Raw genomic sequence first — 26,985 nt, forward strand, 5'->3', positions numbered from 1 at the left:
GGAGGCGGCACCGGACGAACTGTTTCCTACTTCTAGCGGCGAAATTTCCTACCTGATTATCAGGTCAAGTCCTACAACTCCGCTGCCGATGGGCAGAGATGTGATGCCAGCCATGCGCCTGCATCCTTTCTCTCACTCGCTCGGAGATTCCCCATGCTTGGCTCCCTCAACCGCAAGCTCGGCAACATCAGTGTCGCCGCCAAGCTGGCCCTCGGCTTCGCCGTGGTCCTGCTGCTCACCCTGGCCACCACCATCAGCGGCTGGCGTGCCCTGGATGGTGCCATCGTGCGCTCACAGCAACTCAGTGAAATAGGCCTGATCAACGACCTGACAAAAGACCTGCGCGCGGAACGCATCACCTACCGCGTGCTCAACGACGATGCCAGCAGAGCGCGCATCAGCAACATCCTCGACCAGCTCAATAGCATGCTGACCACCCTGCAGCAACGCAGCAACGTCGATGAGTCACGGCAGTTGCTGACAGAAAAAATGGCATTGTTACAGAGCCTGCGCGACAACTTCAGCGAACTGCAGCGCAGCGTCGCCAGCCGTGTAGCCCTGCGCGAAGCCCTGCAGTCGCAGGAGCAAGCACTCAGCGTGGCGATTGACGAACTGCAGACCCAGGCCTTGCTGAAAATGCCTGACGACAGTCAGCAAAGTGGTGTGCTGGGCCTGATGGACACCCTCAGCCGGCATGTCGAAGGTGCCAACCAGCAAAGCCTGGTTCCAGCCTACACCTTCGTCCCGGTCGAGGATTTTGCCAAAGTCGGTGATAACGCCCTGGACGCCGCCGACAGTAGCCTTGCGCAACTGCTTGAAGGCCTTGCACCGTTGGGCTTGCCACGTGCCATCAGTGAGCAACCCGGTGTCGAGCTGAGCAAGTACCGCACCAGCCTGGATCAGTACCGCCGCGCCGCCGTACGTGTCGAGCAGTTGCAGAACAACATGGAAAACATGGGCAACGAGCTGCGAACGGTTAGCCTCGAACTGGGCAAACGCAAGGTCGAACAACGCGACAGTGAGGCCCTGGCCGCTCGGTCGCTGCTGACCAGTGTGGCACTGCTGGCAATGGTGGTAGGGGCGCTGGCCGCCTGGCTGATCACCTTGCAGATCACCCAGCCACTGCGCCAGACGTTGGCCGTGGCCGCCCGCATCGCCAAGGGTGACCTGAGCCAGGTCGACACCGTGCAACGTCGCGACGAAATGGGCCAGTTGCAAACCAGCATGCGCGAGATGACCTTGAGCCTGCGCGAGCTGATCGGTGGCATTGATCAGGGTGTCGGCCAGCTTTCACAGGCCGCCACGCAGTTGGCGGCCAGTAGCGAAGACACCAAGTTGCGCATCAATCAGCAGCGCGAGGAAACCGACCAGGTGGCCACTGCCATGAACCAGATGAGCGCCACCGTGCAGGAAGTGGCACAGAACGCCGAGCAAGCCTCACTGGCCGCGACCAACGCTGACCAGCAGGCACAGGTGGGTGATCAGGTAGTCGCCGAAGCCATCGGCCGTATCGAACAACTGGCCGGGCAGATGGACCATTGCCTGGCGGCCATGCAGCACCTGGCAGGCGAGAGCCAGCGGATTGGCAGCATCCTGGATGTGATCAAGTCGGTCTCCGAACAGACCAACCTGCTGGCGCTGAACGCGGCGATCGAAGCGGCACGGGCCGGTGAAGCCGGGCGTGGCTTTGCCGTGGTGGCCGATGAGGTGCGCGGCCTGGCCCAGCGCACGTCGACGGCGACCGAGGAGATCGGCCAACTGATCGACAGCCTGCACAACGGTACCGACGAAGTGACCCGTTTGCTGGACAGCAGCAAGAGCCTGACCGAACAGAGCGTAGAGCTGAGCCGCAGGGCCGGGCACGCGCTGAGCCAGATCACCGACACGGTGTCGAGCATTCAGGGCATGAACCAGCAGATCGCCACCGCCAGTGAAGAGCAGAGCGTGGTGGCCGAGCAGATCAACCGAAGCGTAATCAATGTGCGGGATGTTTCGGATCAGACCAGTGCCGCCAGTGAGCAGACGGCAGCCTCGAGTGGAGAGCTGGAGCATCTGGGGCAGCAATTGCGGGGGATGGTGGGGAGGTTCAGCATCTGACATCACGTCGCCCTCTTCGCGGGCAAGCCCGCGCCCACAGGTACAGCACCCCCTTCAAGGCAGTGGTGGACATGCAGGGCCGAGCTTGCCCGCGAAGAACCCGGCGCGGTTACAGCACCTGGCGCAGGAATGCCTGCGCACGCGGGTCTTTCGGCGCAGCGAAGAACGCCGCTGGGGCCGAATCTTCCAGCAGTTTGCCGTGATCGAAGAACAGCACGCGGTCGGCCACTTCACGGGCAAAGCCCATTTCGTGGGTGACGCAAACCATGGTCATGCCTTCCTGGGCCAGGGTCTTCATCACGTCCAGCACCTCACCGACCATTTCCGGGTCGAGCGCTGAGGTCGGCTCGTCGAACAGCATCACTTTCGGGTCCATGGCCAGGGCCCGGGCAATCGCTACCCGCTGCTGCTGACCGCCGGAAAGCCGGGACGGGAATTCGTTGGCCTTCTGCGCAATACCGACCTTTTCCAGCAACGCCCGGGCCTTGGCCTCGCGGTCAGCCTTGTTGCGCTTGCGCACCACCTTCTGCGCCAGGCACAGGTTTTCCAGCACGGTCATGTGCGGAAACAGGTTGAAATGCTGAAACACCATGCCGACTTCGCGGCGATAGGCATTGATGTCGGTCTTAGGGTCGGCCAGTTGCAGGCCATCGATGGCCACATGGCCTTGGTCGAAATGCTCCAGGCCGTTGAGGCAGCGCAGGAACGTCGACTTGCCCGACCCCGATGGCCCGAGCACCACCACCACTTCGCCCTTGGCGACCTGAGTGGTGACGTTATCCACAGCCCTTACCACCTGACCACGGGTGTCGAAGACTTTCAGCAGGTCACGGACTTCAATCACTTTGCGCAAGCCTCCGCTCGAGCCGGCTGGCAATGTGCGACAGCGGCAGGTTGATCAGCAGGTACAGGCCTGCCACGCAGAACCAGATCTCGAAGGTTGAGAACGAGGTGGTGATGGCCTCACGGCCACTCTTGGTCAGTTCGGTGATGGCGATCACCGACACCAGCGAGGTGTCCTTGACCAGGCTGATGAACTGGCCGGCCAAGGGCGGCAGCACGCGCTTGAACGCTTGCGGCAGAATCACATGGCGCATCGACTGGCCAGCGTTCAGGCCCAGCGACCGGGCAGCCTCGTTCTGGCCCTTGGCGATCGACTGCACGCCAGCACGGACGATTTCAGCCACGTAAGCACCGGTGAACAATGCCAGTGCCGCCACCCCGGCAAACTCGCGGGACAGGTTGAGCACGGTGCCGATGAAGAAGTAGAAGATGAAGATCTGTACCAGCAGCGGCGTACCGCGCACCAGTTCGACATAGACGGTCGACAGGTCGCGCAGGGTCGGGTTGTTGGACAACCGGCACAATCCGGCGAACAGCCCGATCACCAGGCCCAAGGCCCCGGACACCACCGAGATCCACAAAGTGGTCCACAGGCCCCACGCCAGCGGGCCAGCGGCCCAGTGACGGGTTACGCCAATCTGGTCGCCTTCGGCAACATCGTCGCCGCGGCTCAGTTGTAGGCTGTCCTTGGCCACATCGAGCACTTGCTCGGCACCACTTTCGTCCTTCAGCGTGACGCGGGCGTTGTCACCGGAGATGACGATTTCCTGCACAGTGCCGTAGCCGGCAGCGCGTTGTACGTCCTCGGCCTTGTAGGCGAAGTACTGCGGTACGCGGTTCCAGCGCCACTCGTAGGAAATCATCGAGGTGGCCATGTAAAGGCTGAGCGCCAGGCCCACCAGGACCAGGGCGGTCAACCCATGCCATGGCCACTGGGCTTTCTTGTGTTTGATCACGTGGGGTACTTCCGTAAATGCGAACGCGCAGGGTTTGCCTGCGCGTCGGGGTCATAAAGCCGGGCTTGTGGCCTGGGCCTTATTCCATTTCCTTCAGCCAGTCCTTGTTCTTGAACCACTTGTCGTGAATACGATCGTAGGTCCCGTCGTGCTTGATCTGGTGCAGGAAGTTGTTGATGAAGTTGATGCTGTCGTAGTCGCCTTTCTTCAGGCCGAAGGCCAGCGGCTCGTAGGTGAAGGGCTCGTCGAGGAACAGCAGCTTGCCGGCGCCGGCTTTATCTACCGCCACCACGTTGTACGGCGCGTCATAGACAAAGGCGTCAGCCTTGCCGTTGACCACGTCCATGACCGCTTCCTGTTCGTTGTCGTAGCCGTGGTACTTGGCTTTGCTGATCAGCTTCCTGGCGACCATTTCACCCGTGGTGCCCAACTTGGAAGTGAGGCGGTACTTCTCGTTGTTCAGGTCTTTGTACGACTTGATCTCGCCAGCCAGTTCCTTGCGGATCAGCAGGGTCTGACCAACCACGATGAAGGGTTCGCTGAAGTTCAGACGCAGGTTGCGCTCCTGGGTCAGGGTCATGCCGCTGCCGATCATGTCGAACTTGTCGGTCAGCAGGGCCGGGATGATGCCGTCATAGGCGGTGGACACAGCCTCGAACTTGACGCCCATGGACTTGGCCATGGCCTTGAGGATATCGACTTCGAAGCCGATGATTTCGCCACGTTTGTTGGTCATCTGGAACGGCATGTAAGTCGGGTCCATGCCCACCCGCAGGGTGCCGCGCTTGACCGCGTCATCGATGGCGCCCGCCTGGGCCGCAGTCACGGCGACCAGGGCGGTCACACCGACCAGCAGTCGCGAAAGGTATTTCTTGATCATCACCAAGTCCCCTAGCAATAAAAGTAGCGAATCTTATTGTGTTGGCACGGCCGTGCTGGCCGAAGCGTCGTATCGGAGAGGGATGCTAACGCATGGCGGCCCGAGGACCTAGAGCCGCGGGGGGACTTTGTTGGCCAAAATGGGGGCTAGGGCAAAAAGCTTCGCGGGTGAACCTGCTCCTACAAGGGAATGTGTATCCCTGGTAGAAGCGGGTTCACCCGCGAAGAGGACCTGTCAGTTACCCTGTAGGATCGGGTCCATCGGGGCGCCGAACCGCCGCGAACAGGCCCGATCAGGCGCCGACGAGTGTCGGTTGGCCTGCGTTTTCCGGGTGCAACGGCAACAGCGGAGAATGCGGGTCATTGTTGATCGACGCACGCCACACATCGATCCATGCCGCGTTGTGCTCGGCCCACACCTGCTCGTGCAGGCGGCTCAGTGCCACCGGATCGCTGAGCAGGGCCAGGCGCGTATTGAGGTCCAGGCCTTTCGGCCCGACTTCAATCGCCTTGGCAACGCGCTCTGCACGCAACGCTTCAATCGGTGCCGCCTGGCCATGGCGGGCAGTGGCCATGGCGCAGGCCAGGGCATTCTGCCGCGGGTCGACCACGGCCCGCACGAAGCCATCATGCAAGGCATGCCAGCGGTTTTCGTGAGTGTACTGGTCGGTCGCCAGCAGCTCTTGTGGGGTGGCGTATTCCTCGGGGATGAGGAACAGCTTCTCGTCCTTGGCCGCCAGGCCCAGGCGGGTGCGGCTGGAAATGACCGATACCGGGATCGACAGCACCAGCGAACCGACGATAGGCGCCAGCCACCACAGGAAGCTCGGGTTCAACCACGCCACCAGTGCGGCCCAGGCAATGCCCAGCAGCGTCTGCGGGCCATGCCGGCGCACGGCTTCGCCCCACGGCGTGGAGTCGTCGTCGCGCTGCGGCGAGTTCCAGGTCGCAGCCCAGCCGAGGAACGCGGCCAGCACGAAGCGGGTGTGGAAGATCATGCGTACCGGTGCCAGCAACATGGAGAACAGCATCTCCATCAGCATCGACAAAGTAACCTTGACTCGCCCACCAAACTCGACGGCGCCCTTGGCCCAGATCAGGATGACGCTAAGCAGCTTGGGCAGGAACAACAGCACGATGGTGGTGGAGAACAGCGCTACGGCCTTCTCCGGGTGCCATTGCGGCCACAGCGGGTAAAGCTGGTATGGCTCGATGAAATACTGCGGCTCCATCAGCGTGTTGGTCGCCAGCAACGCGGTCGACAGCACCAGGAACAGGAACCACAGCGGCGCCGACAGGTAAGACATCACCCCGGTGAGGAACACCGCACGGTGAACCGGGTGCATGCCTTTGACCAGGAACAGGCGGAAGTTCATCAGGTTGCCGTGACACCAGCGGCGGTCGCGCTTGAGCTCGTCGAGCAGGTTTGGCGGCAGTTCTTCGTAGCTGCCCGGCAAGTCGTAGGCAATCCACACGCCCCAGCCGGCACGGCGCATCAGCGCAGCTTCGACGAAGTCGTGGGAAAGGATGGCACCGGCGAATGCGCCCTTGCCCGGCAACGGCGCCAGGGCGCAGTGCTCGATGAACGGCTTCATGCGGATGATCGCGTTGTGGCCCCAGTAGTGCGACTCACCCAACTGCCAGAAGTGCAGACCGGCAGTGAACAGTGGGCCGTACACGCGGGTAGCGAACTGCTGCATGCGTGCGTACAGGGTGTCCATGCCCGAGGCTCTCGGCCCGGTCTGGATGATGCCGGCGTCCGGGTTGGCTTCCATCAGGCGCACCAGGCTGCTCAGGCACTCGCCGCTCATGACACTGTCGGCGTCGAGTACAACCATGTACTTGTACTCGCCACCCCAGCGACGGCAGAAGTCGTCGAGGTTGCCGCTCTTGCGCTTCACCCGGCGGCGACGGCGGCGGTAGAAGATGCGGCCAAAGCCTTTGGTTTCGCGGCACACATCCAGCCAGGCCTGTTGCTCGGCCACGGCAATGTCGGTGTCGTTGGTGTCGCTGAGCACAAAGAAGTCGAAACGGTCGAGGTTGCCGCTGGCGGCCACCGACTCGAACGTTGCGCGCAGGCCGGCGAACACCCGCGGCACGTCTTCGTTGCAGATCGGCATCACCAGCGCGGTGCGCGCCTCGGGCGCGATTGGCTCGTTGCCTGCGCTGCTGCCCGAAATCTTGTATTTGTCGCGCCCGGTGAGCAGCTCGAGGAAGCCCATCAGCGCGGTCCAGAAGCCCGCCGACACCCAGCAGAACAGGATGCCGAAGAGGATCAGGATAGAAGTCTGCAGGGCATACGGCCACACCTGCACCACCGTGTCCCACAGCGACTGGCTGAGGATTTCGTCGAGGTCGACGAACGACCAGCCCTGGTACGGCAGGATGCCCTTCATGTACCAGCCAGCAACGATGGTCTGGCCAATCATCAGGGTCAGCAGGATATAGCGGCGGATCGAACCGACCGTGCGCCAGCGTGCCGGTGGCAGTTCGCGCTTGGGCGGCTGCGGGGCATTGGTACGGCCGGTCATGCGCCGCCACATGCGGATCAGCACGTTGGTGCGCCACGGTTCGGGCACAACCTTGGTGCGCTTGATCGGCGGGGCGATCTTCAGGCACAGGCGGCCGCTGCCATCGACGCCGAGCATTTCGGCGTCTTCCAGCTCGGCGGCGCTGCCCACGGTCAGGCGCGGGCCCACCGAGGCCTGCACGGCCTCGGCAGAGCTGGCGGCCGGGTTGGCCGCCAAGCGTTGGTGCAGCTCACTGAACGAGGTGCAGCTGGCAAGTTCAGCCCGCTGCTGGTCGCTCAGTGGTAGGTGGGCCAGGTACTCGCCAAGCGATTCCGGCCTTGCGCTTGAGTTACTCATCGGCAGGCAACTGATAGCTCCAGGTCTCGGTCAGCACCTTCTCGGTGGTGGCCGGGGCCCCGTTGGTGGGCGCCGCATCGGCGGCAGGTTGTTCGGCCTTGGCAGATGGCTCAGCCTTGACGGCTTTCTCGGCCTTGGCAGGCTTGGCTGCGGCCTTGTCCTGCTTGGCGTCCTGGGCAGGCTTGGCGGCTTCGACCGGCACGTCACGCACCAGTGCGGCGCGCATTTCGGTCGATTTGTTGGCTTCCTTGACCTTCAGGCGCAGGGTCAGGCGCCAGCCCTTGGTCTCAGGGTTATAGCGCAGATTGTTCTCGACCACCTCGGCGTTGTCGCCCACGCTGATCTGGCTGCGCACGGCGGTGTCTTCCGGCAGGGCGGCCAGGGCCGGGCCGGCGAAGTCGACCAGGAACGCCACACTGCCGTCTGGCTGGCGGATCAGGTTGGACTGCTTGACGTCACCGGTGGAACGCAGGGTCTGCTTGACCCAGCCTAGATCAGGGGCCTGGAACTTCGGCTCGTCAATGGTCCAGTGCAGGCGGTAGGCGTACTCGATCGGCTTGCCGGGCTCCGGCAGCTTCTCCGGGCTCCAGAAGGCCACGATGTTGTCGTTGGTCTCGTCGGCGGTCGGGATTTCGACCAGGTCGACGCTACCCTTGCCCCAGTCACCCTTCGGCTCGATCCAGGCGCTTGGGCGCTTCTGGTAGTTGTCGTCGAGGTCTTCGTAGTCACTGAAGGCGCGCTGGCGCTGCATCAGGCCGAAACCACGCGGGTTCTCGACGCTGAAGTTACTCACGGCCAGGTGCTTCGGGTTGTTCAGCGGGCGCCACAGCCACTCGCCATTGCCGGCGTGAATCGACAGGCCTTCGGAGTCATGCAGGGCCGGGCGGTAGTTGAGCACCTTGGACGGCTGATTGGGGCCGAACAGGTACATGCTGGTCAGCGGAGCAATGCCCAAGCGGCTGACATGCTCACGCAGGAACACGCGGGACTGCACGTCGACCACGGTGTCGTTGCCCGGACGCAGGATCAGCTTGTAGGCGCCGGTGGAGCGCGGCGAATCCAGCAGCGCATAGATCACCAGGTGCTTGTCGGCTGGCTTGGGTTTTTCAACCCAGAACTCCGTGAAGCGCGGGAACTCTTCGCCCGAGGGCAGTGCGGTGTCGATGGCCAGGCCACGGGCAGACAGGCCGTACACATGGCCCTTGCCGACTACGCGGAAATAGCTGGCGCCAAGCAGGGTCATGATCTCGTCCTGCTTGTCAGCCTTGTTGATCGGGTACAGCACGCGGAAACCGGCGTAACCGAGGTTTTTGGTGGTTTCCGGGTCGTGCGGCACGTCACCGAACTCGAAGCGGTCCGGGTCGTACTTGATTTCCTGGACCTTGGTGGCAGTGACCTCGTTGATTTTCACCGGGGTGTCGAAGTGCATGCCCTGATGATAGAACGACAGTTTGAACGGGGTCTTGTCCTTGGCCCACTCGGCCTTTTCCTGCAGGAAACGGATTTTCTGGTAGTCCGCAAACTTCATGTCGCGGAACACGGCCGGCAGGTTGCTTTTGGGTGCGTCGTACTTCTGGCCGGCCAGATCCTTTGCCTTGGCTGCAACATCGTCAAGATTGAATGCCCACAGCTGGCCCGCGCTCATCAGGCCAACCAGAGCCACACTGGCCATCAGCGCCTTGCGTAGCCGAACGCCGGGGATTCTTGATGCTTTTTGGGGACTAACAATCACGAGCAACCCTCGCCGAAAACAGATCATGAAACCAACGGCCAGCGACAAATGCCGGGTTGGCGAGCACTGTTCGGACCCCGTGAGGGCGTAATGATTCCCCAAACGGATCCAGACAATGCTCGAGTCAGAGTGAAACGGACCTGCGAACGCAGGTCCATGCAGCGCGCGATTATCCAGCAGGTTGCGTGACAACGCATCAGGCTGGAGCAACTATTTATCGTATAAAACCCCTTGTTTTCCTGTGAACAAAGGGGTTTTTGACCTCATATTTGTAACATAAATGTTACGGGGCCATCATTGACCAGGTGCACCTGCATATCCGCCCCGAAGCGGCCGCTGGCCACGTCGGCGTGCTGAGCCTTTGCCTGCTGCAAAAGATAGTCGAACAACTCGGCGCCGAGGGCCGGTGGCGCCGCTGTCGAGAAGCTCGGACGCATGCCGTTGCGAGTATCGGCGGCCAAGGTGAACTGTGACACCAGCAACAGGCCACCCCCGACATCCTTGAGCGACAGGTTCATCTTGCCCTGATCGTCGCTGAACACACGGTAGTTCAGCAGCTTGTGCAACAGCTTATCGGCCTGTTCGCGGGAATCGTCAGGCTCGACCGCCACCAGCACCAGCAACCCCTGGTCGATGGCACCGACCACCTCCCCCGCCACTTCAACCCGCGCACCGCGCACGCGCTGCAACAGGCCCTTCATGCTTCTTCCAGGGGCAGGTCGAGCAGGCGTCGGGCCATCTGGTCGGCGGCACGCACCAGGGCATCGGTGATGCCAGGCTCGGAAGCCGCGTGACCGGCGTCACGGATCACTTTCAGCTCACTGTTCGGCCAGGCCTGGTGCAACGCCCAGGCGTTGTCCAGTGGGCAGATCACATCGTAGCGCCCATGCACGATCACCGCCGGCAGGTGGGCGATCTTGGGCAGATCACGGATCAGCTGGTCCGGTTCGAGGAAGGCGTTGTTCATGAAGTAGTGGCATTCGATGCGAGCGATCGACAGCGCCCGCTGCGGTTCGGAAAAGCGGTCGACCACCAGCGGATTGGGGCGCAGGGTGGCGGTACGGCCTTCCCAGGTGGACCACGCCTTGGCGGCGTGCATCTGGGCGATCTGGTCATTACCGGTCAGGCGCTTGTGGAAGGCCTTGACCAGATCGCCGCGTTCCTCCGGTGGTATCGGTGCGATGTAGTCCTGCCAGTAGTCGGGGAACAGGCGGCTGGCGCCTTCCTGGTAGAACCACTCGATTTCCTGCGGCCGGCACAGGAAGATGCCGCGCAGGATCAGGCCGTGCACGCGTTCTGGGTGAGCCTGAGCGTAGGCCAGGGCCAGGGTCGAGCCCCAAGAGCCACCAAACAGCACCCACTTGTCTATGCCAAGGTGTTCGCGAATGCGCTCCAGGTCTTCGACCAGGTGCCACGTGGTGTTGTTCTCCAGGCTCGCATGGGGCGTGGAGCGGCCACAGCCGCGCTGGTCGAAGGTGATGATGCGGTACAGGTTGGGGTCAAAGTAGCAGCGGCTCTGGGCGTCGCAGCCAGCGCCAGGGCCTCCGTGGATAAACACCACGGGCAGACCTTCCGGCGAGCCGCTTTCGTCGACATAAAGCACATGCGGCGCTTCCACGGCCAGATCGTGCCTGGCGTAGGGTTTGATCTGCGGGTAGAGGGTCTGCATTGCGCACTCCGTGTGAGGATTATTCGGCCGTGGGCCATCATAAACCTGAATTGCGCTTTCAGCACCGTCCTTGCTGACGCGTTCGAACGGCGCGAATGGCCATTGCGCAGATTTCCGACAATGGCCTCCCACGGCGCCTGGCGACGCCGATAGCGTCGCCGCCTCCACTCAACGCTTGTAACGCTCGTCGCCCCACGCCAGCAGCGCTTGCAGCAGCTGCCTCAATACCGCTTGTGTCGGTTGCGCCAGATCATCCCGGTAGGCAAACGGCTCGATTTCCTCCATATAGGTGCTTTGCGCCAGCTCCAGTTGCACAGCATGGATATGGTTGGCCGGGTCGCCATAATGCCGGGTGATGTACCCGCCTTTGAACCGACCGTTGAGCACATGGCTGTAACCTTGCATCCCGGCGCACACACCCTGCAGCCGCTCAGCCAGTGCCGGATCGCAACTGGCGCCGTTGAAAGTACCCAGGTTGAAGTCCGGTAACCTGCCGTCGAACAGGTGCGGGATCAGCGAACGGATCGAATGGGCATCCCACAGCAGCGCATAACCGAACTGCTCTCGCAAGCGGTCCAGCTCGCGACGAATGGTAGCGTGATAGGGGCGCCAGATCTGCTCCAGATAGCGTTTACGTTCTTCGCCAGACGGTGCCAGCCCATCCTTGAACAGGGGTTCGCCACCGAACAGCGTCGCCGGGTACAAGCCCGTGGTGGCGCCGGCGTACAGTGGCTTGTCGTCGTCCGGCCGGTTCAGGTCGATGACGAAGCGTGAATACTCTGCAGCCACCACGCTGGCGCCCATGTCACGGGCAAAGTCGTACAACTGCGGGATGTGCCAGTCGGTGTCCGGCAAGCTTTGCGCCTGGTCGACCAGGCCGTCGCGCACGGCGTCGCTCAGGCGCAGGCCAGCGTGCGGCATGCTGATCAGCAGCGGCAGGCGACCTTGGTGAAAACTCAGTACCTTGTCCATCGGGCCTCGCTCAGTTGGAGATTTCATGGCCCATGCGCACTACGCGCTTGGGCAGGTCGCCACCCAGCCAGTAGGCCAGGTCGGCGGGGCGTTCGATCTGCCAGGCGACGAAGTCGGCCACCTTGCCCACTTGCAGCGAGCCGTGGCTGTCACCCAGGCCCAGCGCCGTGGCAGCGTGGACCGTAACGCCGGCCAGGGCTTCTTCCGGCGTCATGCGGAAGCAGGTGCAGCCCATGTTCAGCATCAACCGTAGCGACAACCCTGGCGAGGTGCCGGGGTTGAGGTCGCTGGCCAGGGCAATCTTCACCCCGTGCCGGCGCAATGCATCCATTGGCGGCAGCTGGGTTTCACGCAGGAAGTAGAAGGCACCCGGCAGCAGCACGGCGACTGTGCCGGCGTTTGCCATGGCCATGGCGTCTTCCTCTGTCATGAACTCCAGGTGGTCAGCCGACAGAGCCTGGTAACGCGCGGCCAGGCTTGAGCCGTGCAACGATGACAGCTGTTCGGCATGCAGCTTGACCGGAAGGCCCAGTTCGCGTGCCTTGATGAACAGTCGTTCGACCTGGGCCGGCGAGAACGCGAGGTGTTCGCAGAAGGCGTCCACCGCATCTACCAGGCCTTCGGCCGCCAGGGCCGGCAACATTTCATCGCAGATATGCGCGATGTAGTCATCGGCCCGGCCTGCGTACTCTGGGGGCAAAGCGTGCGCTGCCAGGCACGTGGCACGCACCGTCAGCGGCAGCTCGTCAGCCAGGCGCCGGGCCACTCGCAGCATCTTGCGCTCGTTGGCCAGGTCCAGGCCGTAGCCGGACTTGACCTCGATGGTGGTCACGCCATCGCGCATCAGTGCCCGGACGCGCTGGCGAGCACTGGCGAACAACTCGTCTTCGCTGGCCGCACGGGTAGCCCGCACAGTGCTGGCGATACCGCCACCCTGTGCGGCGATTTCGGCATAGCTCACGCCCTGCAGGCGCTGCTCGAACTCGCCGCTGCGGTTGCCGCCGAACACCGCATGGGTGTGGCAGTCGATCAGCCCGGGGGTGACCCAGGCGCCACCCAGGTCAACCGTGCGGTCAGCTTCGACGGGCGCCAGCTCGGCGCGCGGGCCTATCCACTCGATCAGCCCGGCGCTGGTGACGATCGCCGCATCCTCGATGGCCGAGTAGCGGCCGTCGGCCATGGTTGCAACATGGCAATGCTGCCAGAGGGTTCTCATGCACAATCTCCTATGCTAGCGGTGCAGCTCGGCCGGCTCCGCGACCGGCTGGCCCTGCCCTGCGCGCGGCTTGCACCACAGCAGGTAGGACGCCACCAGGAACACCACCCAGATCACGCCGACGATCAATGCCGCCTGGGTGTCCGGGAAGTAGCCGAGCACGCCAAAGATGAACACCATGAACGCAATGGCCATGGCCGGGCCGTATGGCCAGAACGGAACCGGAAACTTGAGCTGGGCCATTTGCTCGCGGCTCATGCTGCGGCGCATGGCTACCTGGGTGAGCAGGATCATCAGCCACACCCACACCGTGGCGAAGGTGGCGATCGAGGCAATCAGCAGGAACACATTTTCCGGGATCAGGTAGTTGAGCAATACGCCGATCAGCAGCGCAGCCCCCATCACCACGACAGTCATCCACGGTACGCCATGTTTCGACAACTTGCTGAAACCGCGTGGGGCGTGGCCTTGCTGGGCCAGGCCATACATCATGCGGCCAGCGCCAAAGATGTCGCTGTTGATGGCAGAGATGGCAGCGGAAATCACCACGACGTTCAGCACGGCAGCGGCAGAGCCAATGCCCAGGTTGCTGAAGATCTGCACGAACGGGCTGCCCTGGCTGCCGATCTGCGGCCATGGGTACAGGCACATCAGCACGAACAGGGTGAGCACGTAGAACAGCAGGATGCGCAGCGGCACCGCGTTGATCGCTTTGGGGATGACGCGCTGCGGGTCTTTTGCCTCACCGGCGGTGACGCCGATGATCTCGATACCGCCGAAGGCGAACATCACCACGGCAAACGACGCAATCAAGCCACCCACGCCGTTAGGCATGAAGCCGCCATGGTCGAACAGGTTGCTCATGCCCACGGCATGCCCGGTACCCACCTGGCTGAAACCGAAAGCCATGATGCCGAGACCGGCCAGGATCATCGCCACGATGGCGCCGACCTTGAGCAGCGACAGCCAGAATTCCATTTCGCCGAATACCTTGACGTTGCACAGGTTGAGGCCGCCGATCAGGAAGACGATGCCCAGCACCCAGATCCAGCGGGCTACCTCCGGGAACCAGAAGCCCATGTAGATACCGAACGCGGTGACGTCGGCGATGGCGACGATGACCATCTCGAAAGCGTAGGTCCAGCCGAGGATGAAGCCGGCCATTGGGCCAAGGTAGGTCGTGGCGTAGTGGCCGAAGGAGCCGGCCACCGGATTGTGCACGGCCATTTCGCCAAGGGCGCGCATGACCATGAATACGGCAGCGCCGCCGATCAGGTAGGCCAGCAGCACGGCCGGGCCTGCCATCTGGATGGCCGAGGCAGAGCCGTAGAACAGGCCGGTGCCGATGGCGGAGCCGAGGGCCATGAAACGGATGTGGCGGGCACTTAGCCCGCGCTTGAGACCTTGAGCTTGTTGCATGTCACGTCCTTGAATTGTTTTTGTGGTCGTGAGATTCAGGGGGCTGCTGCGCAGCCCCTTCGCGGGCACGCCCGCTCCCACAGGGGATGGTGTTTTGCACCTACTTCTGTGGGAGCGGGCGCGCCCGCGAAGGGCCGCCCAGCGGCCCCAGGGGCGTTACAGGCTTGGCAGTACACCCGCCGGCAGCAAGCCGGTCAGACTACCCTTGGCCAACAGGTCCACGGCCTTTTCGATATCCGGCGCGAAGAAACGGTCACGGTCGTAGTGCGGCACCTCGCTGCGCAGCGCCTGGCGCGCCTGCTCCAGCTTGGCCGAAGTCTTAAGGCCTTTGCGCAGGTCCAGGCCCTGGCAAGCGCCCAGCCATTCGATGGCCAGCACGCCACGGGTGTTTTCGGCCATTTCCCACAGGCGCTTGCCGGCCGCCGGGGCCATCGACACGTGGTCTTCCTGGTTGGCCGAAGTTGGCAGGCTGTCGACGCTGTGCGGGTGCGACAGGGCTTTGTTTTCGCTGGCAAGGGCGGCAGCGGTGACCTGGGCGATCATGAAGCCGGAGTTGACCCCGCCGTTTTCCACCAGGAACGGCGGCAGCTGGGACATGTGTTTGTCCATCATCAGCGAGATGCGGCGCTCGCTGAGCGAGCCGATTTCAGCGATGGCCAGGGCCAGGTTGTCGGCGGCCATGGCCACCGGCTCGGCGTGGAAATTGCCGCCGGAGATCACATCACCTTCGGCAGCGAACACCAGCGGGTTGTCCGACACGGCGTTGGCTTCGATGCCCAGTACCTCGGCGGCCTGGCGCAGCTGGGTCAGGCAGGCACCCATGACCTGCGGCTGGCAGCGCAGCGAGTACGGGTCCTGGACCTTGTCGCAGTTCTTGTGCGACAGCGACACTTCACTGGAGTCGCCCAGCAGGTCGCGGAAGCAGGCCGCGGTGTCAATCTGGCCACGCTGGCCACGCACTTCGTGGACACGCGCATCGAACGGCGAACGCGAACCCAGCGCAGCTTCGACGCTCAGGCCGCCGCAGGCGATGGCAGCGGCATACAGGTCTTCGGCCTGGAACAGGCCACGCAAGGCATAGGCGGTGGAAGCCTGAGTCCCATTGAGCAGGGCCAGGCCTTCTTTGGCGGCCAGGGTCAGCGGTTCGAGGCCGGCAATCGCCAGGGCTTCGGTGGCCGGCAGCCACTGGCCCTTGTAGCGAGCCTTGCCTTCGCCCAGCAGCACCAGCGACATATGCGCCAGCGGCGCAAGGTCACCGGAGGCACCTACCGAACCTTTCAGCGGGATGTGCGGGTAGACTTCGGCGTTGACCAAGGCAATCAGCGCGTCGATGACTTTGCGGCGGATGCCGGAGAAGCCACGGCTGAGGCTGTTGATCTTCAGCACCATGATCAACCGCACCAGGTCGTCATCCAGCGGCGCGCCGATACCGGCGGCGTGGGACAGCACCAGCGAACGCTGCAGGTTTTCCAGGTCATGGCTGGCGATGCGGGTCGAGGCCAGCAGGCCGAAACCGGTGTTGATGCCATAGGCAGTGCGGTCTTCGGCAATGATCTGTTCGACGCAGGCGACGCTGGCGTCGATGGCCGGCGCGGCGCTGGCATCCAGTTGCAGGCGCACGGGCGCGGCGTGAATCGCACGCAGCTGGGCCAGGGTCAGGGTGCCAGGCTTGAGGGTGAGTTCGGTCACTTTGCTACTCCAATCGCGTAGAGCCGCAGGCCCGTATCCAGGTGCCTGCGCACTCCTTCTTGTTGTTCAGTATCACCCCTTGTGGGGTGCGGTCCAAAGCGAGGCGATCAGCCAGTGATCATCGGCAGGTCCAGGCCCTGCTCCTTGGCGCAGTCGATGGCGATGTCGTAACCGGCATCGGCGTGGCGCATGACGCCTGTCCCTGGGTCATTGGTCAGTACTCGGGCGATGCGCTCGGCGGCCTCATCGGTACCGTCGCAGACGATGACCATGCCCGAGTGCTGCGAGAAGCCCATGCCCACGCCACCGCCATGGTGCAGCGACACCCAGGTGGCGCCGCCTGCGGTGTTCAGCAGGGCGTTGAGCAGCGGCCAGTCGGAAACAGCATCCGAACCATCACGCATGGCCTCGGTTTCGCGGTTCGGGCTGGATACCGAGCCGGAATCGAGGTGGTCACGGCCGATCACCACCGGTGCCGACAGCTCGCCGCTGCGGACCATTTCATTGAAGGCCAGGCCCAGCTTGGCGCGAAGGCCCAGACCCACCCAGCAGATACGTGCCGGCAGGCCCTGGAAGCTGATGCGCTCGCGGGCCATGTCCAGCCAGCGGTGCAGGTGGGCGTCGTCAGGGATCAGTTCCTTGACCTTGGCGTCGGTCTTGTAGATGTCCTCGGCGTCACCGGACAGCGCCGCCCAGCGGAACGGGCCAACCCCGCGGCAGAACAGTGGGCGGATATAGGCCGGGACGAAGCCTGGGAAGTCGAAGGCATTGGCAACGCCCTCTTCCTTGGCCATCTGGCGGATGTTGTTGCCGTAGTCGAAGGTCGGGATACCCTGCTTCTGGAAGTCCAGCATGGCCTGCACGTGCACGGCCATCGACTGTTTGGCGGCCTTGACCACTGCTGCCGGTTCGGTCTGCGCACGGTCGCGGTACTGCTCCCAGGTCCAGCCGGCAGGCAGGTAGCCGTTGAGTGGGTCGTGGGCGCTGGTCTGGTCGGTGACCATGTCCGGGCGCACGCCACGTTTGACCAGTTCTGGGAGGATTTCGGCGGCGTTGCCGTGCAGGGCGATGGAGATGGCCTTGCCTTCGGCGGTGTACCTGGCGATGCGTGCCAGGGCGTCGTCGAGGTCAGTGGCCTGCTCGTCGACGTAGCGGGTTTCCAGGCGGAAGTCGATGCGGCTCTGCTGGCATTCGATGTTCAGCGAGCAAGCCCCGGCCAGGGTCGCGGCCAGTGGCTGCGCGCCGCCCATGCCGCCCAAGCCAGCGGTGAGCACCCACTTGCCTTTCAGGCTGCCGCCGTAGTGCTGGCGCCCGGCTTCGACGAAGGTTTCATAGGTGCCCTGGACGATGCCCTGGCTGCCGATGTAGATCCAGCTGCCGGCGGTCATCTGGCCATACATGGCCAGGCCCTTGGCGTCCAGTTCGTTGAAGTGTTCCCAGTTGGCCCAGTGTGGCACCAGGTTGGAGTTGGCGATCAGCACGCGCGGTGCATTGCTGTGGGTCTTGAACACACCGACCGGCTTGCCCGACTGCACCAGCAGGGTTTCGTCGTCTTCCAGGCGGGTCAGGGTTTCGACGATCTTGTCGTAGCAGGCCCAGTTGCGCGCAGCGCGGCCGATACCGCCATATACCACCAGCTCTTTCGGGTTTTCCGCGACCTGTGGATCGAGGTTGTTCATCAGCATGCGCAGTGGCGCTTCGGTCAGCCAGCTTTTGGCGGTCAGCTTGTTGCCGCGTGGGGCACGGATTTCAACGTCACGGTATTTGTTGTTGTCGGTCACGGGAAAGGTCCTCTGCGGTCGTCCGCGGGCGGGTATGTCGTGGTCAATATACAAACACACCTTTACTTGTATGTACAAGCATGGACAACCAAAATAATCGGACCTGTGCGCTCCTGGCTTGATTTTTGTGGCGGTGTCTAGAACGAGCGCCGCTCGCGCGGCGCATCGCGAGCTGCGCTCGCTCCTACGTTTGTTTCTGGCCAATTCGTCCTGTGGGATTTGCGCGCGAACGCTTTAGCGCATGGCTTGATGTCGCGTCTTGCAAACAAGGCGATCGCGCGCGTTGGCACAGGCGTTACTGGCCAGAAACAAACGTAGGAGCGAGCGCAGCTCGCGATGCGCCGCGCGGGCGGCGCTCGATCTCACAGGCGACAAAAACCTACAGGCGAACCCCTCAGCGCCCCACCAGCTCAATCAGGCAGAACCGCCCTTGAACATCCAGCCCCAGCAACTGGTCATTGCCTTCCAGCCGCAAGCAGTCATACAACCCCAACCGCTGTGTCTCGTGTCCGACGATAGTTACTTCGACCAGGCTGCTGGCAGCAAACAACAACACCGTCGACGCCGAGCTGTACACCCGGCTGGTGCCATCCAGCCACTGCAACCGCGCCCGATATCGCTGCGGCGAATAGATCAGGTTGAAATCGCGGATCGGCCCGCCCAGCAACTTGCAGCTGACCTGGTTCTCGCCGCTGAAGGCAAACGCATCGAACGCCAACAATGGCCGGCTGGCCTGGCCGTCGACCAGCAGCCGCATGCCGTCGCCCTGCAGCACGGTGATGATCCGTTGGTAACCGACGAAGGTTGAAAAGCCGCCCGACTCCTCGATATCGGCAATCGACAGACGCCAGCCAAAACCGTCCAGGCCCTCGCCGCTGTCGCGGGTGATCTCTTCGGTGAAACCGCCACCGTTCTTCCACGGCATGCGCGGGTAATCGTGCGCACGCATCAACAGCAGCTGACTCATTTACTGAAACGTCCTTCCAGGCGATGACGGGAACCGGGGTGGATCAGCCGTGCAGCGGTCACCGGCTGGCGACCGGACCAGGTGCGACGACGAATCAGCAGGCAAGGCTCGCCCGGCTCGATCTGCAACAGGCGGCATTCTTCCGGCTCGGCCAGGATCGCCTCGACCACGTGCTCGCCTTCGGTCAACGGCGCCACCTGGGACAGGTAGGCGTAAGGCGTCTGCCGGGTGAAATCCTGCTTGAGGTAGTCGGGGGCGATGGCCGCGTTAACGTAGCGGTCCTCGATCTGCACCGGTACGCCGTTCTCGAAATGCACGATCAGCGAGTGGAACACCCGCTGGCCTTCGCGCATGTCCAGGGCCAACGCCCGTTCGGAGCCAGCCGCTTCCTCGGCAAGTGTGATCACCTGGCAGCTGTGCTGGTGGCCACGGGCGGCAATTTCGTCAGCGATGTTGTTGACCTCGAACAGCGCCGAACGGCCCTTGGGCTCGGCCACGAAGGTGCCGACCCCCTGCATGCGCACCAGCAGGCCTTCGGCGGTGAGTTCACGCAGGGCGCGGTTGATGGTCATGCGGCTGAAGCCCAACTCGTTGACCAGCTCGCTCTCGGAGGGTACCCGATGATGCGGCGGCCAGCTGCCGTTGTCGATCTGCTGGATGATCATCTGTTTGACCCGGGCGTAGAGCGGCGCCGGGCCCTCGCCCATCTGGGCAACCAGCGCGGAGACAGGAGGTGTCGGCACGGCGATGGATCCTTGTGCAAATGAAATGAGCGGTAGCTTGCCGCAGTTTACCCGGCAGGCAAACGCCTGTATATGTATATACAAGTTAACAATAACAGGATTCCACCGATGTCTGCCTACTTCGCCGAACGCGCCCTGCTACCTACGGGCTGGGCCAGCCATGTGCGTATCGAGGTCGCCAGCGATGGCCATGTGGCCAGCATCGAGCCAGGCGCTTCGGCCGAAGGCGCCGAGCGCCTTGCCGGCCCTGTGCTGCCCGGCATGCCCAACCTGCACTCACATGCCTTCCAGCGCGCCATGGCAGGCCTGGCGGAAGTTGCCGGCAACCCCAACGACAGTTTCTGGACCTGGCGCGAGCTGATGTATCGCCTGGTCGGGCAGATCAGCCCCCAGCAGCTTCAGGTCATCGCTCGCCAGTTGTACATCGAGATGCTCAAGGCCGGCTACACCTCTGTGGCCGAATTCCATTACGTACACCACGACCAGGCCGGCAAGCCCTACGCCGACCCGGTCGAACTGTCGCTCCGCATCAGCGCGGCTGCGGCCGATAGCGGCATTGGCCTGACCTTGCTGCCGGTGCTGTACAGCCATGCAGGCTTTGGCGGCCAGGCGCCGAACGACGGGCAGCGGCGCTTCATAAACTCCACTGAACAGTACCTGCAGTTGCAAGCGCAACTCGCCCCGCTGCTGGCCGCGCAACCCGCGCAGCACCTGGGCCTGTGCTTCCACTCGCTAAGGGCGGTAACACCTGGGCAGATCGCCGAAGTGCTGGCGGCCAGCGACAGGCAGTGCCCGGTGCATATCCACATCGCCGAACAACAGAAGGAAGTTGACGACTGCCTGGCCTGGAGCGGCCTGCGCCCGCTGCAGTGGCTGTACAAGCACGTGGACGTGGACCGCCGCTGGTGCCTGGTACACGCTACCCATGCCGAACCGGACGAAGTAACTGCCATGGCCCGCAGCGGCGCGGTGGCCGGGTTGTGCCTGACCACCGAAGCCAACCTGGGCGACGGGATTTTCCCGGCAGTGGATTTCCTGGCACAGGGCGGGCGCATGGGTATTGGCTCGGACAGCCATGTGTCGTTAAGCGTGGTGGAGGAACTGCGTTGGCTGGAATATGGTCAGCGCCTGCGGGATCAACGGCGCAACCGCCTGTATCGCGGCGATCAGCCGATGGTCGGGCGCACGCTGTATGACGCGGCGCTGGGCGGTGGTGCGCAAGCGCTGGGGCAGGCGGTCGGTGAGCTGGCGGTGGGCAAGCGCGCGGACTGGCTGGTGCTCGATGGACAGGACCCGTACATCGCCATGGCGGAGGGTGACGCCATTCTCAACCGCTGGCTGTTTGCCGGTGGCGATCGCCAGGTGCGCGATGTGATGGTGAATGGGCAGTGGGTGGTACGCCAGGGGCGGCATGCGCAAGAAGAAGAAAGCGGGCGGGCGTTTACCGAAGTGTTGCGCGAGCTTTTGGGCTGAGTGTACCGGGGCTGCGTTGCAGCCCTTCGCGGGCAAGCCCGCTCCCACAGGTTGGACTGCCCCCCCAAAAAACGTCTTGTGGGCAGTCCAGGGCTCAGCGCAGAACCTGTGAGAGCGGGCTTGCCCGCGAAGGGTTGCAACGCAACCCCGAAAAACTCAGTGCATTTTTACTATTTGCTGATCGGACGCCCGCCAGATCAAGCGGCTGGTGTCATACCCCTGCTGCCGCGCCCTGGACAGCAGGTTCTCGCGCTCCCAGGCAGGCAGCGTCGGCGTACGCGACAATATCCACAGGTATTTGCGGTCCGGGCTGCCGACGATGGCCGTACGGTAGTGCTCGTCCACATAAAGAATCCAGTACTCACCCCGCGCCACGCCTGGCACCAGCTTGGTGAACCAGTTATCGAACTCGATCCACAGCTTGTCGGTGTGCCCTGGCTCCTGGATATTCGCATGCCCTTCGGCGCGTAGCCATTCATCACCCATGGTGCGGCAGCGGTTGAGCACGCCATAACTGCCATCAGGCTTGAGGTTGTAGTGGGCCTCGGACTGCTCGCAGCCTTCCTGATAGCGCATGGGCAGGCGCGCCAGCTCGTACCATTTGCCCTGGTAGCGCTTGAGGTCGACATGGCCGGCGGTTTTCGGTGCCAGCGGGTCGTGCGAGGAACCTGCACAACCGCCCAGCAGCAACGCCAGGCATACCCCCATCAGCAGGTACGCACGCCTCATTTGAGACCCTGCCCGGAATACATCAGCACCTTGTCAGCTGCGTACTGCACGCTGATGAAGCTCTTCTCGTCCCCCCAGGTGCAGCTGCTCATGCCCAACGCGCCAGAGCACTCGGTCGGCGTGCCGAGCAACTGCTCGACCTCGGCCTTGCTCATACCGGCCTTGATCTTGGAATAGTTTTCCTGGTTGATCTTGCTGCAGGCAGTCAGCACGACGCACAGCGACAACAGGGCGAGGGAACGCAACGACATGAAGGGACACTCCTGAAAGATGATACAGGCGAGTGGCCTGCAGTGACCTTCGACGTGAAAATCCCTCCCAGGTTCCCTGCCCCACCCCCTTTGCCCCTACACCATTGGTCGGATGGCCACTACTGTGCGATTAATCACAAAGCATTAGTCATGCGCACAATAAAAAAGGCCGCCCCTGTTGGAGCGGCCTTGCGTCGCGATGGCCTGCACAGCAGGCCCCTTGGGCGTCAGAAGCGAGACCCAGGCTCCAGCAAAAAGTCCATCTCTTCGCTGGTGCTCGGCCGCTCCAGCACCAGGTTGCGGTGCGGGAAACGCCCGAACCGGGCGATTACCCGCTGGTGCTGCTCGGCATAGTCGAGGAAACCTTCGAACAGCCGGCGGTTGGCCTCAGGCTGTTCATCCAGCAGCATTTGATAGCGTTCCACGCACAGGTTCTGCCAGTCCAGCACCTCGGCATGCTCCAGCACCAGCAGCACAAACACCCGCTGGATCGGCAGCAGCTGGTAGTCCCAGCCCTTCTGCAGGCCCTGCATGGCCACTACCTGGGCACGCCGATCGCCCTCGAAGGCGCGCGGCGTGTCGCGGTAGATCATGCGTGGCAGCTGGTCGAGCAAAATCAGCAGACCCAGCCAGCCCTGCGGGCTTTGCTGCCACTCGTCGAGCCCACCCGCCAGGGCGTGCTCGACCAGGTCGCCAAACAGCGCATGGGCGTCGGCATCGTAATGCTTGCCGAACCACAGCGTGCTCTTCTCGTCAGCCACGGCCTGGGCACTGGTGCCCCAACCGAACCACCACTCCAGCAACGGCTGCCAAGGTGCGAGCATGACTTACTCCTTGTGGTAGGCGGTGACGCGCTCGACCTCTTCCTTCGAGCCGAGGATCACCGACACGCGCTGGTGCAGGCTTTCTGGCTTGATGTCGAGGATGCGATCGTAACCGTTGGTGGAAGCGCCGCCGGCCTGTTCGATGATGAACGACATCGGGTTGGCTTCGTACATCAGGCGCAGCTTGCCCGGCTTGCTTGGTTCGCGGGCGTCACGTGGGTACATGAACAGACCGCCACGGGTCAGGATGCGGTGCACGTCGGCCACCATCGAGGCGATCCAGCGCATGTTGTAGTTCTTCTTCAGCGGGCCGGTCTCACCTGCCAGCAGTTCGCCCACGTACCGCTGTACCGGTGCTTCCCAGTGGCGCTGGTTGGACATGTTGATGGCGAACTCGGCGGTAGTTTCCGGTACGCGGATGTTTTCGTGAGTCAGCACGAAGCTGCCCAGTTCACGGTCCAGAGTGAAGCCCTTGACGCCGTTGCCCAAGGTCAGGATCAGCATGGTCTGTGGGCCGTAGATGGCATAGCCGGCAGCAACCTGCTCGGTACCTGGCTGCAGGAACGCTTCTTCGTTGAGGCTTTCGTTCTGGCTCAGGTACTGGTTAGGGCAACGCAGAACCGAGAAGATGGTACCGACCGAGACGTTGACGTCGATATTCGACGAACCGTCCAGCGGGTCGAAGACCAGCAGGTAGGCGCCTTTCGGGTACTTGCCCGGGATCTGGTATGCGTTGTCCATTTCTTCGGAAGCCATGCCAGCCAGGTGACCGCCCCACTCGTTGGCTTCCAGCAGGATATCGTTGGAAATCACGTCAAGTTTCTTCTGGACCTCGCCCTGCACGTTTTCAGTGCCCATGCTGCCCAGCACACCACCGAGGGCGCCTTTGGATACGTGATGGCTGATTTCCTTGCACGCACGCGCTACCACTTCGATCAGGAAGCGCAGATCGGCAGGGGTATTGTTGCTGCGGGTCTGCTCAATCAGATAGCGACTCAGGGTAACGCGGGACATGTATGGCTCCGAACGGATTGGGGGATGAAAACCCCCGCAGTTTACAGGGAGAGTGGCGGGCTAGCGAGTGATGAGACTCGCCACGGCTCTCAGACGGCACAATAGGTCGGTAGTTCAGCGCGCGCCAGGCCGGTGGTCTGGTTGTGGGGCCATTCGCGGGCGCGCCCACCCCCACAGGTTGATGAGGCCCCTGCAGGAGCGGGTTTACCCGCGAACAAGCCAGCATGGGCGCTGCATCAATCCAGCGCCTTCCAGATCTCGGTCGCATACTCACGGATAGTCCGATCCGACGAGAACCAGCCCATCCGCGCAGTATTGAGCACCGCCTTGCGCCACCACTCCTGCGGCGTATGCCACAGTTCCTCGACCTGCCGCTGGGCATCCCAGTAGGCATCGAAATCGGCGCACACCAGGAAGCGGTCGTAGGCGATCAGGCCGTCGATCAACCCGGTGTAACGAGAGGGGTCATCTGGCGAGAACACACCACTGCGAATAGCCTGCAACACATCGCTCAAGCGGTTGGAAGCGGCTATGGCAGCGCTGGCACCAAAGTCACCGGCACGCTTGCGCGTTTCAACCTGCTGCGCGGTCAGGCCAAAGATGAACATGTTGTCGGCCCCCACCTGTTCGCACATCTCCACATTGGCGCCATCCAGGGTGCCAATGGTCAGCGCACCATTGAGGCCGAACTTCATGTTGCTGGTACCGGACGCTTCGTAACCCGCGGTGGATATCTGCTCGGAAAGGTCCGCCGCCGGGATGATGCTCTCGGCCAGGCTGACGTTGTAGTTGGGCAGGAACACCACCTTCAGCAGGCCGCGCACCGTCGGGTCGTTGTTCACCACCCGGGCGATGTCGTTGGCCAGCTTGATGATCAGTTTGGCCTGGTGGTAACTGGCCGCAGCCTTGCCAGCGAAGATCTTCACCCGTGGCACCCAGTTGGTGCCAGGGTCATTGCGTATGGCCTGGTACAGTGCAACGGTGTGCAGCAGGTTGAGCAACTGGCGCTTGTATTCGTGAATGCGTTTGACCTGAACGTCGAATAGCGCCTCGGGGTTGACCGTGACGCCGATGCGATCCTGAATGATGCTGGCCAGGGCACGCTTGCTGTGCAGCCGCTGGGCAGCGAACTGCTTGCGAAAACCGGCTTTGTCGGCGAACGGCACCAGGCCCGCCAGCCGCGCCTGCGGGTCGTCCTTGAGTTCCGGCCCAAGCGCCTCGACCAGCATCTCGGTCAGCTGCGGGTTGGACTGGTATAACCAGCGGCGGAAGGTAATGCCATTGGTCTTGTTGTTGATGCGTTGCGGGTAGAGCTTGTGCAGCTCGGAGAATACCGTGCTCTTCATCAATTTGCTGTGCAGCGCCGACACGCCGTTGACGCTGTGCGAGCCAAGAAACGCCAGGTTGCCCATGCGCACCCGTCGGCCGTTGTCTTCCTCGATCAGCGAAACCGCGCGCAGCACGTCGAAGTCGTGCAGGCCTTTGGCGCGCAGGCTGTCAATGTGGTAGGCGTTGATCAGGTAGATGATCTGCATGTGCCGCGGCAACATGCGCTCCATCAGCGCTACCGGCCAGGTTTCCAGGGCTTCTGGCAACAGGGTGTGGTTGGTGTAGGCGAGCGTACCGACGGTCAGCTCCCAGGCCTTTTCCCAAGGCACTTCGTGCTGGTCCACCAGCAACCGCATCAGCTCCGCCACCGCAATCGAAGGGTGGGTGTCGTTTAGCTGGATGGCCGCTGCATCAGGCAGGTTGAGCAGGTCCTTGTGCATGTTCAGGTGACGCCGCAGCAAGTCCTGCAGCGAAGCCGAGACGAAAAAGTACTCCTGGCGAAGGCGCAGTTCCTGACCGGCCTCGGTACTGTCGGCTGGGTAAAGCACACGCGAAATGCTCTCGGCACGCGCCACTTCAGCCACCGCCCCCAAGTGGTCACCGGCGTTGAAGCGCTCCAGGTGCAACTCTTCCAGCGCACGCGCACGCCACAGACGCAGGGTGTTGACGCTGGATCCGCGCCAGCCGACTACCGGCGTGTCGTAGGCCACCGCCCGCACCGTCTCGCCAGGCCACCATACCTGGCGCTGGGCACCGCTTGCATCGTGGACCGTTTCGACGCTGCCGCCAAAGCTGATCGGGTAGATCACCTCGGCGCGCTCGAATTCCCAGGGGTTGCCGAAATCCAGCCAGTTTTCGGTCTGTTCCTGCTGCCAGCCATCGACCACGGCCTGACGGAACAGCCCGTGCTCATAGCGGATGCCGTAACCATGGGCAGCGATACCCAGGGTAGACATGCTCTCCATGAAGCACGCTGCCAGACGGCCAAGGCCGCCATTGCCCAGCGCGGCGTCCGGCTCGAGCAGGCGAATGCGCTCAAGGTCCACATCCAGCCCCTCCAGAGCATCGCGCGCGATGTCCAGCAGGCCCAGGTTGCTCAGGCTGTCGTACAGCAAGCGGCCGATGAGAAACTCCAGGGAAAGGTAGTAGACCCGCTTCTGGCTGCGTCGATAAGCCTGCCGGGTGTGATCCATCCAGTGATCGACCATGTGATCGCGTGCAGCCAGGGCAATCGCTTCGAACCAGTCATGGTCGAAGGCATGCTCGGGGTCCTTGCCGACCGCGTAGGTCAGCTTGTTCAGTACAGCGGCACGAAAATCCGCGACTTCGGCGTCACGTGCTTTGGGTTCCTGGGACATGCGGCATCCTCGGGCAAGTTGACGAAAGCGGAGGGAGAGTGATGAGACTAGACCCTTCGACAGGGAGCGACAGTTACGGTTCGCAGTTTTCATGCCCACTCTGCGATTCCGGCAAAAGGTTGTTCATAAATTGAACAATTCCGGTATCATCGCGCGCCCCAAGACCGTGATCCACCC

At 62.9% G+C, this 26,985-nt stretch carries 21 protein-coding genes; 2 read left to right on the forward strand and 19 right to left on the reverse strand.

Translation table 11 applies throughout. From position 1 onward, the window contains the following. Positions 1-153: 153 nt before the first annotated feature. Positions 154-2,097 (forward strand): methyl-accepting chemotaxis protein, encoded by a 1,944-nt coding sequence (locus QCL51_RS23240; RefSeq protein ID WP_021783735.1) that lies wholly within the window; start codon positions 154-156, stop codon positions 2,095-2,097. Between the two features lie 109 nt (positions 2,098-2,206). Here the strand turns inward: QCL51_RS23240 and QCL51_RS23245 are convergent, their stop codons facing one another. The 14 genes from QCL51_RS23245 to hutC form a co-directional block, all read right to left on the reverse strand. Then, positions 2,207-2,941 (reverse strand): amino acid ABC transporter ATP-binding protein, encoded by a 735-nt coding sequence (locus QCL51_RS23245; protein ID WP_003249271.1) that lies wholly within the window; start codon positions 2,939-2,941, stop codon positions 2,207-2,209. Continuing rightward, the gene (locus tag QCL51_RS23250) at positions 2,934-3,896 is read right to left on the reverse strand and encodes an amino acid ABC transporter permease (RefSeq protein WP_021783734.1); all 963 of its coding nucleotides are present in this window, start codon (positions 3,894-3,896) and stop codon (positions 2,934-2,936) included. The genes QCL51_RS23245 and QCL51_RS23250 overlap by 8 nt, the downstream gene beginning before the upstream one ends. A gap of 79 nt (positions 3,897-3,975) precedes the next feature. Further along, entirely contained in the window at positions 3,976-4,773 is a 798-nt protein-coding gene (locus QCL51_RS23255; protein WP_033730273.1) for a transporter substrate-binding domain-containing protein, read from the reverse strand. Between the two features lie 295 nt (positions 4,774-5,068). Beyond that, positions 5,069-7,642 (reverse strand): glucans biosynthesis glucosyltransferase MdoH, encoded by a 2,574-nt coding sequence (gene mdoH, locus QCL51_RS23260; protein WP_021783732.1) that lies wholly within the window; start codon positions 7,640-7,642, stop codon positions 5,069-5,071. Then, positions 7,635-9,374, reverse strand: coding sequence for a glucan biosynthesis protein G (locus QCL51_RS23265; protein WP_338444347.1), 1,740 nt, complete (start codon positions 9,372-9,374; stop codon positions 7,635-7,637). The genes mdoH and QCL51_RS23265 overlap by 8 nt, the downstream gene beginning before the upstream one ends. A 263-nt stretch (positions 9,375-9,637) precedes the next feature. After that, positions 9,638-10,075: a D-aminoacyl-tRNA deacylase gene (gene dtd, locus QCL51_RS23270; RefSeq protein ID WP_021783730.1), complete on the reverse strand. Its 438-nt coding sequence runs from the start codon at positions 10,073-10,075 to the stop codon at positions 9,638-9,640. Next, entirely contained in the window at positions 10,072-11,043 is a 972-nt protein-coding gene (gene pip, locus QCL51_RS23275) for a prolyl aminopeptidase (RefSeq protein ID WP_021783729.1), read from the reverse strand. Before pip ends, dtd begins: the two co-directional genes overlap by 4 nt. A 168-nt stretch (positions 11,044-11,211) precedes the next feature. Next, complete coding sequence (gene hutG / locus QCL51_RS23280) at positions 11,212-12,015, reverse strand: N-formylglutamate deformylase (RefSeq protein ID WP_021783728.1); 804 nt, start codon at positions 12,013-12,015, stop codon at positions 11,212-11,214. Between the two features lie 10 nt (positions 12,016-12,025). Next, entirely contained in the window at positions 12,026-13,231 is a 1,206-nt protein-coding gene (hutI, locus tag QCL51_RS23285; RefSeq protein ID WP_103443685.1) for an imidazolonepropionase, read from the reverse strand. A 15-nt stretch (positions 13,232-13,246) separates the two neighbouring features. Then, a complete protein-coding gene (locus tag QCL51_RS23290) occupies positions 13,247-14,650 on the reverse strand; it encodes an amino acid permease (protein ID WP_135192485.1) in 1,404 nt (467 codons plus the stop codon). A 156-nt stretch (positions 14,651-14,806) separates the two neighbouring features. Then, entirely contained in the window at positions 14,807-16,339 is a 1,533-nt protein-coding gene (gene hutH, locus QCL51_RS23295; protein ID WP_010955589.1) for a histidine ammonia-lyase, read from the reverse strand. A 107-nt stretch (positions 16,340-16,446) separates the two neighbouring features. Next, a complete protein-coding gene (gene hutU / locus QCL51_RS23300; protein ID WP_021783725.1) occupies positions 16,447-18,120 on the reverse strand; it encodes a urocanate hydratase in 1,674 nt (557 codons plus the stop codon). Between the two features lie 394 nt (positions 18,121-18,514). Then, on the reverse strand, positions 18,515-19,087 hold the full coding sequence (locus tag QCL51_RS23305; RefSeq protein ID WP_021783724.1) for a HutD family protein: 573 nt from the start codon (positions 19,085-19,087) through the stop codon (positions 18,515-18,517). Beyond that, complete coding sequence (gene hutC, locus QCL51_RS23310) at positions 19,084-19,794, reverse strand: histidine utilization repressor (RefSeq protein WP_172402783.1); 711 nt, start codon at positions 19,792-19,794, stop codon at positions 19,084-19,086. The genes QCL51_RS23305 and hutC overlap by 4 nt, the downstream gene beginning before the upstream one ends. A 144-nt stretch (positions 19,795-19,938) precedes the next feature. On the opposite strand from hutC, the gene QCL51_RS23315 reads away from it, so the two are divergent. Beyond that, a complete protein-coding gene (locus QCL51_RS23315; protein ID WP_021783722.1) occupies positions 19,939-21,303 on the forward strand; it encodes a formimidoylglutamate deiminase in 1,365 nt (454 codons plus the stop codon). A gap of 156 nt (positions 21,304-21,459) precedes the next feature. On the opposite strand, the gene QCL51_RS23320 is transcribed toward QCL51_RS23315, so the two are convergent. From QCL51_RS23320 to QCL51_RS23340, 5 genes are all read right to left on the reverse strand, one after another. Beyond that, positions 21,460-22,032 (reverse strand): lipocalin family protein, encoded by a 573-nt coding sequence (locus tag QCL51_RS23320; protein ID WP_021783721.1) that lies wholly within the window; start codon positions 22,030-22,032, stop codon positions 21,460-21,462. After that, complete coding sequence (bamE, locus tag QCL51_RS23325; protein ID WP_009681214.1) at positions 22,029-22,283, reverse strand: outer membrane protein assembly factor BamE; 255 nt, start codon at positions 22,281-22,283, stop codon at positions 22,029-22,031. The genes QCL51_RS23320 and bamE overlap by 4 nt, the downstream gene beginning before the upstream one ends. Positions 22,284-22,510: 227 nt before the next feature. After that, positions 22,511-23,107, reverse strand: a complete 597-nt coding sequence (locus tag QCL51_RS23330; RefSeq protein WP_021783720.1) for a DUF924 family protein — start codon at positions 23,105-23,107, stop codon at positions 22,511-22,513. A 3-nt stretch (positions 23,108-23,110) separates the two neighbouring features. Continuing rightward, complete coding sequence (locus tag QCL51_RS23335; RefSeq protein ID WP_003249230.1) at positions 23,111-24,121, reverse strand: class 1 fructose-bisphosphatase; 1,011 nt, start codon at positions 24,119-24,121, stop codon at positions 23,111-23,113. A 236-nt stretch (positions 24,122-24,357) separates the two neighbouring features. After that, a complete protein-coding gene (locus QCL51_RS23340) occupies positions 24,358-26,808 on the reverse strand; it encodes a glycogen/starch/alpha-glucan phosphorylase (protein ID WP_021783719.1) in 2,451 nt (816 codons plus the stop codon). Positions 26,809-26,985: the final 177 nt, after the last annotated feature.

The sequence above is a fragment of the Pseudomonas sp. LTR0 genome, from assembly GCF_036630035.1.
Classification (GTDB): domain Bacteria; phylum Pseudomonadota; class Gammaproteobacteria; order Pseudomonadales; family Pseudomonadaceae; genus Aquipseudomonas; species Aquipseudomonas putida_Y.

What these genes read in the sequence shown, in the direction of transcription:
- QCL51_RS23240 (WP_021783735.1), top strand. Translation starts at nt 154, where the DNA reads ATGCTTGGCTCCCTCAACCGCAAGCTCGGCAACATCAGTGTCGCCGCC.
- mdoH (WP_021783732.1), bottom strand. Translation starts at nt 7,642, where the DNA reads ATGAGTAACTCAAGCGCAAGGCCGGAATCGCTTGGCGAGTACCTGGCC.
- dtd (WP_021783730.1), bottom strand. Translation starts at nt 10,075, where the DNA reads ATGAAGGGCCTGTTGCAGCGCGTGCGCGGTGCGCGGGTTGAAGTGGCG.
- pip (WP_021783729.1), bottom strand. Translation starts at nt 11,043, where the DNA reads ATGCAGACCCTCTACCCGCAGATCAAACCCTACGCCAGGCACGATCTG.
- hutG (WP_021783728.1), bottom strand. Translation starts at nt 12,015, where the DNA reads ATGGACAAGGTACTGAGTTTTCACCAAGGTCGCCTGCCGCTGCTGATC.
- hutI (WP_103443685.1), bottom strand. Translation starts at nt 13,231, where the DNA reads ATGAGAACCCTCTGGCAGCATTGCCATGTTGCAACCATGGCCGACGGC.
- QCL51_RS23290 (WP_135192485.1), bottom strand. Translation starts at nt 14,650, where the DNA reads ATGCAACAAGCTCAAGGTCTCAAGCGCGGGCTAAGTGCCCGCCACATC.
- QCL51_RS23305 (WP_021783724.1), bottom strand. Translation starts at nt 19,087, where the DNA reads ATGAGTCAGCTGCTGTTGATGCGTGCGCACGATTACCCGCGCATGCCG.
- hutC (WP_172402783.1), bottom strand. Translation starts at nt 19,794, where the DNA reads ATGGGCGAGGGCCCGGCGCCGCTCTACGCCCGGGTCAAACAGATGATC.
- QCL51_RS23315 (WP_021783722.1), top strand. Translation starts at nt 19,939, where the DNA reads ATGTCTGCCTACTTCGCCGAACGCGCCCTGCTACCTACGGGCTGGGCC.
- QCL51_RS23320 (WP_021783721.1), bottom strand. Translation starts at nt 22,032, where the DNA reads ATGAGGCGTGCGTACCTGCTGATGGGGGTATGCCTGGCGTTGCTGCTG.
- bamE (WP_009681214.1), bottom strand. Translation starts at nt 22,283, where the DNA reads ATGTCGTTGCGTTCCCTCGCCCTGTTGTCGCTGTGCGTCGTGCTGACT.
- QCL51_RS23330 (WP_021783720.1), bottom strand. Translation starts at nt 23,107, where the DNA reads ATGCTCGCACCTTGGCAGCCGTTGCTGGAGTGGTGGTTCGGTTGGGGC.
- QCL51_RS23335 (WP_003249230.1), bottom strand. Translation starts at nt 24,121, where the DNA reads ATGTCCCGCGTTACCCTGAGTCGCTATCTGATTGAGCAGACCCGCAGC.
- QCL51_RS23340 (WP_021783719.1), bottom strand. Translation starts at nt 26,808, where the DNA reads ATGTCCCAGGAACCCAAAGCACGTGACGCCGAAGTCGCGGATTTTCGT.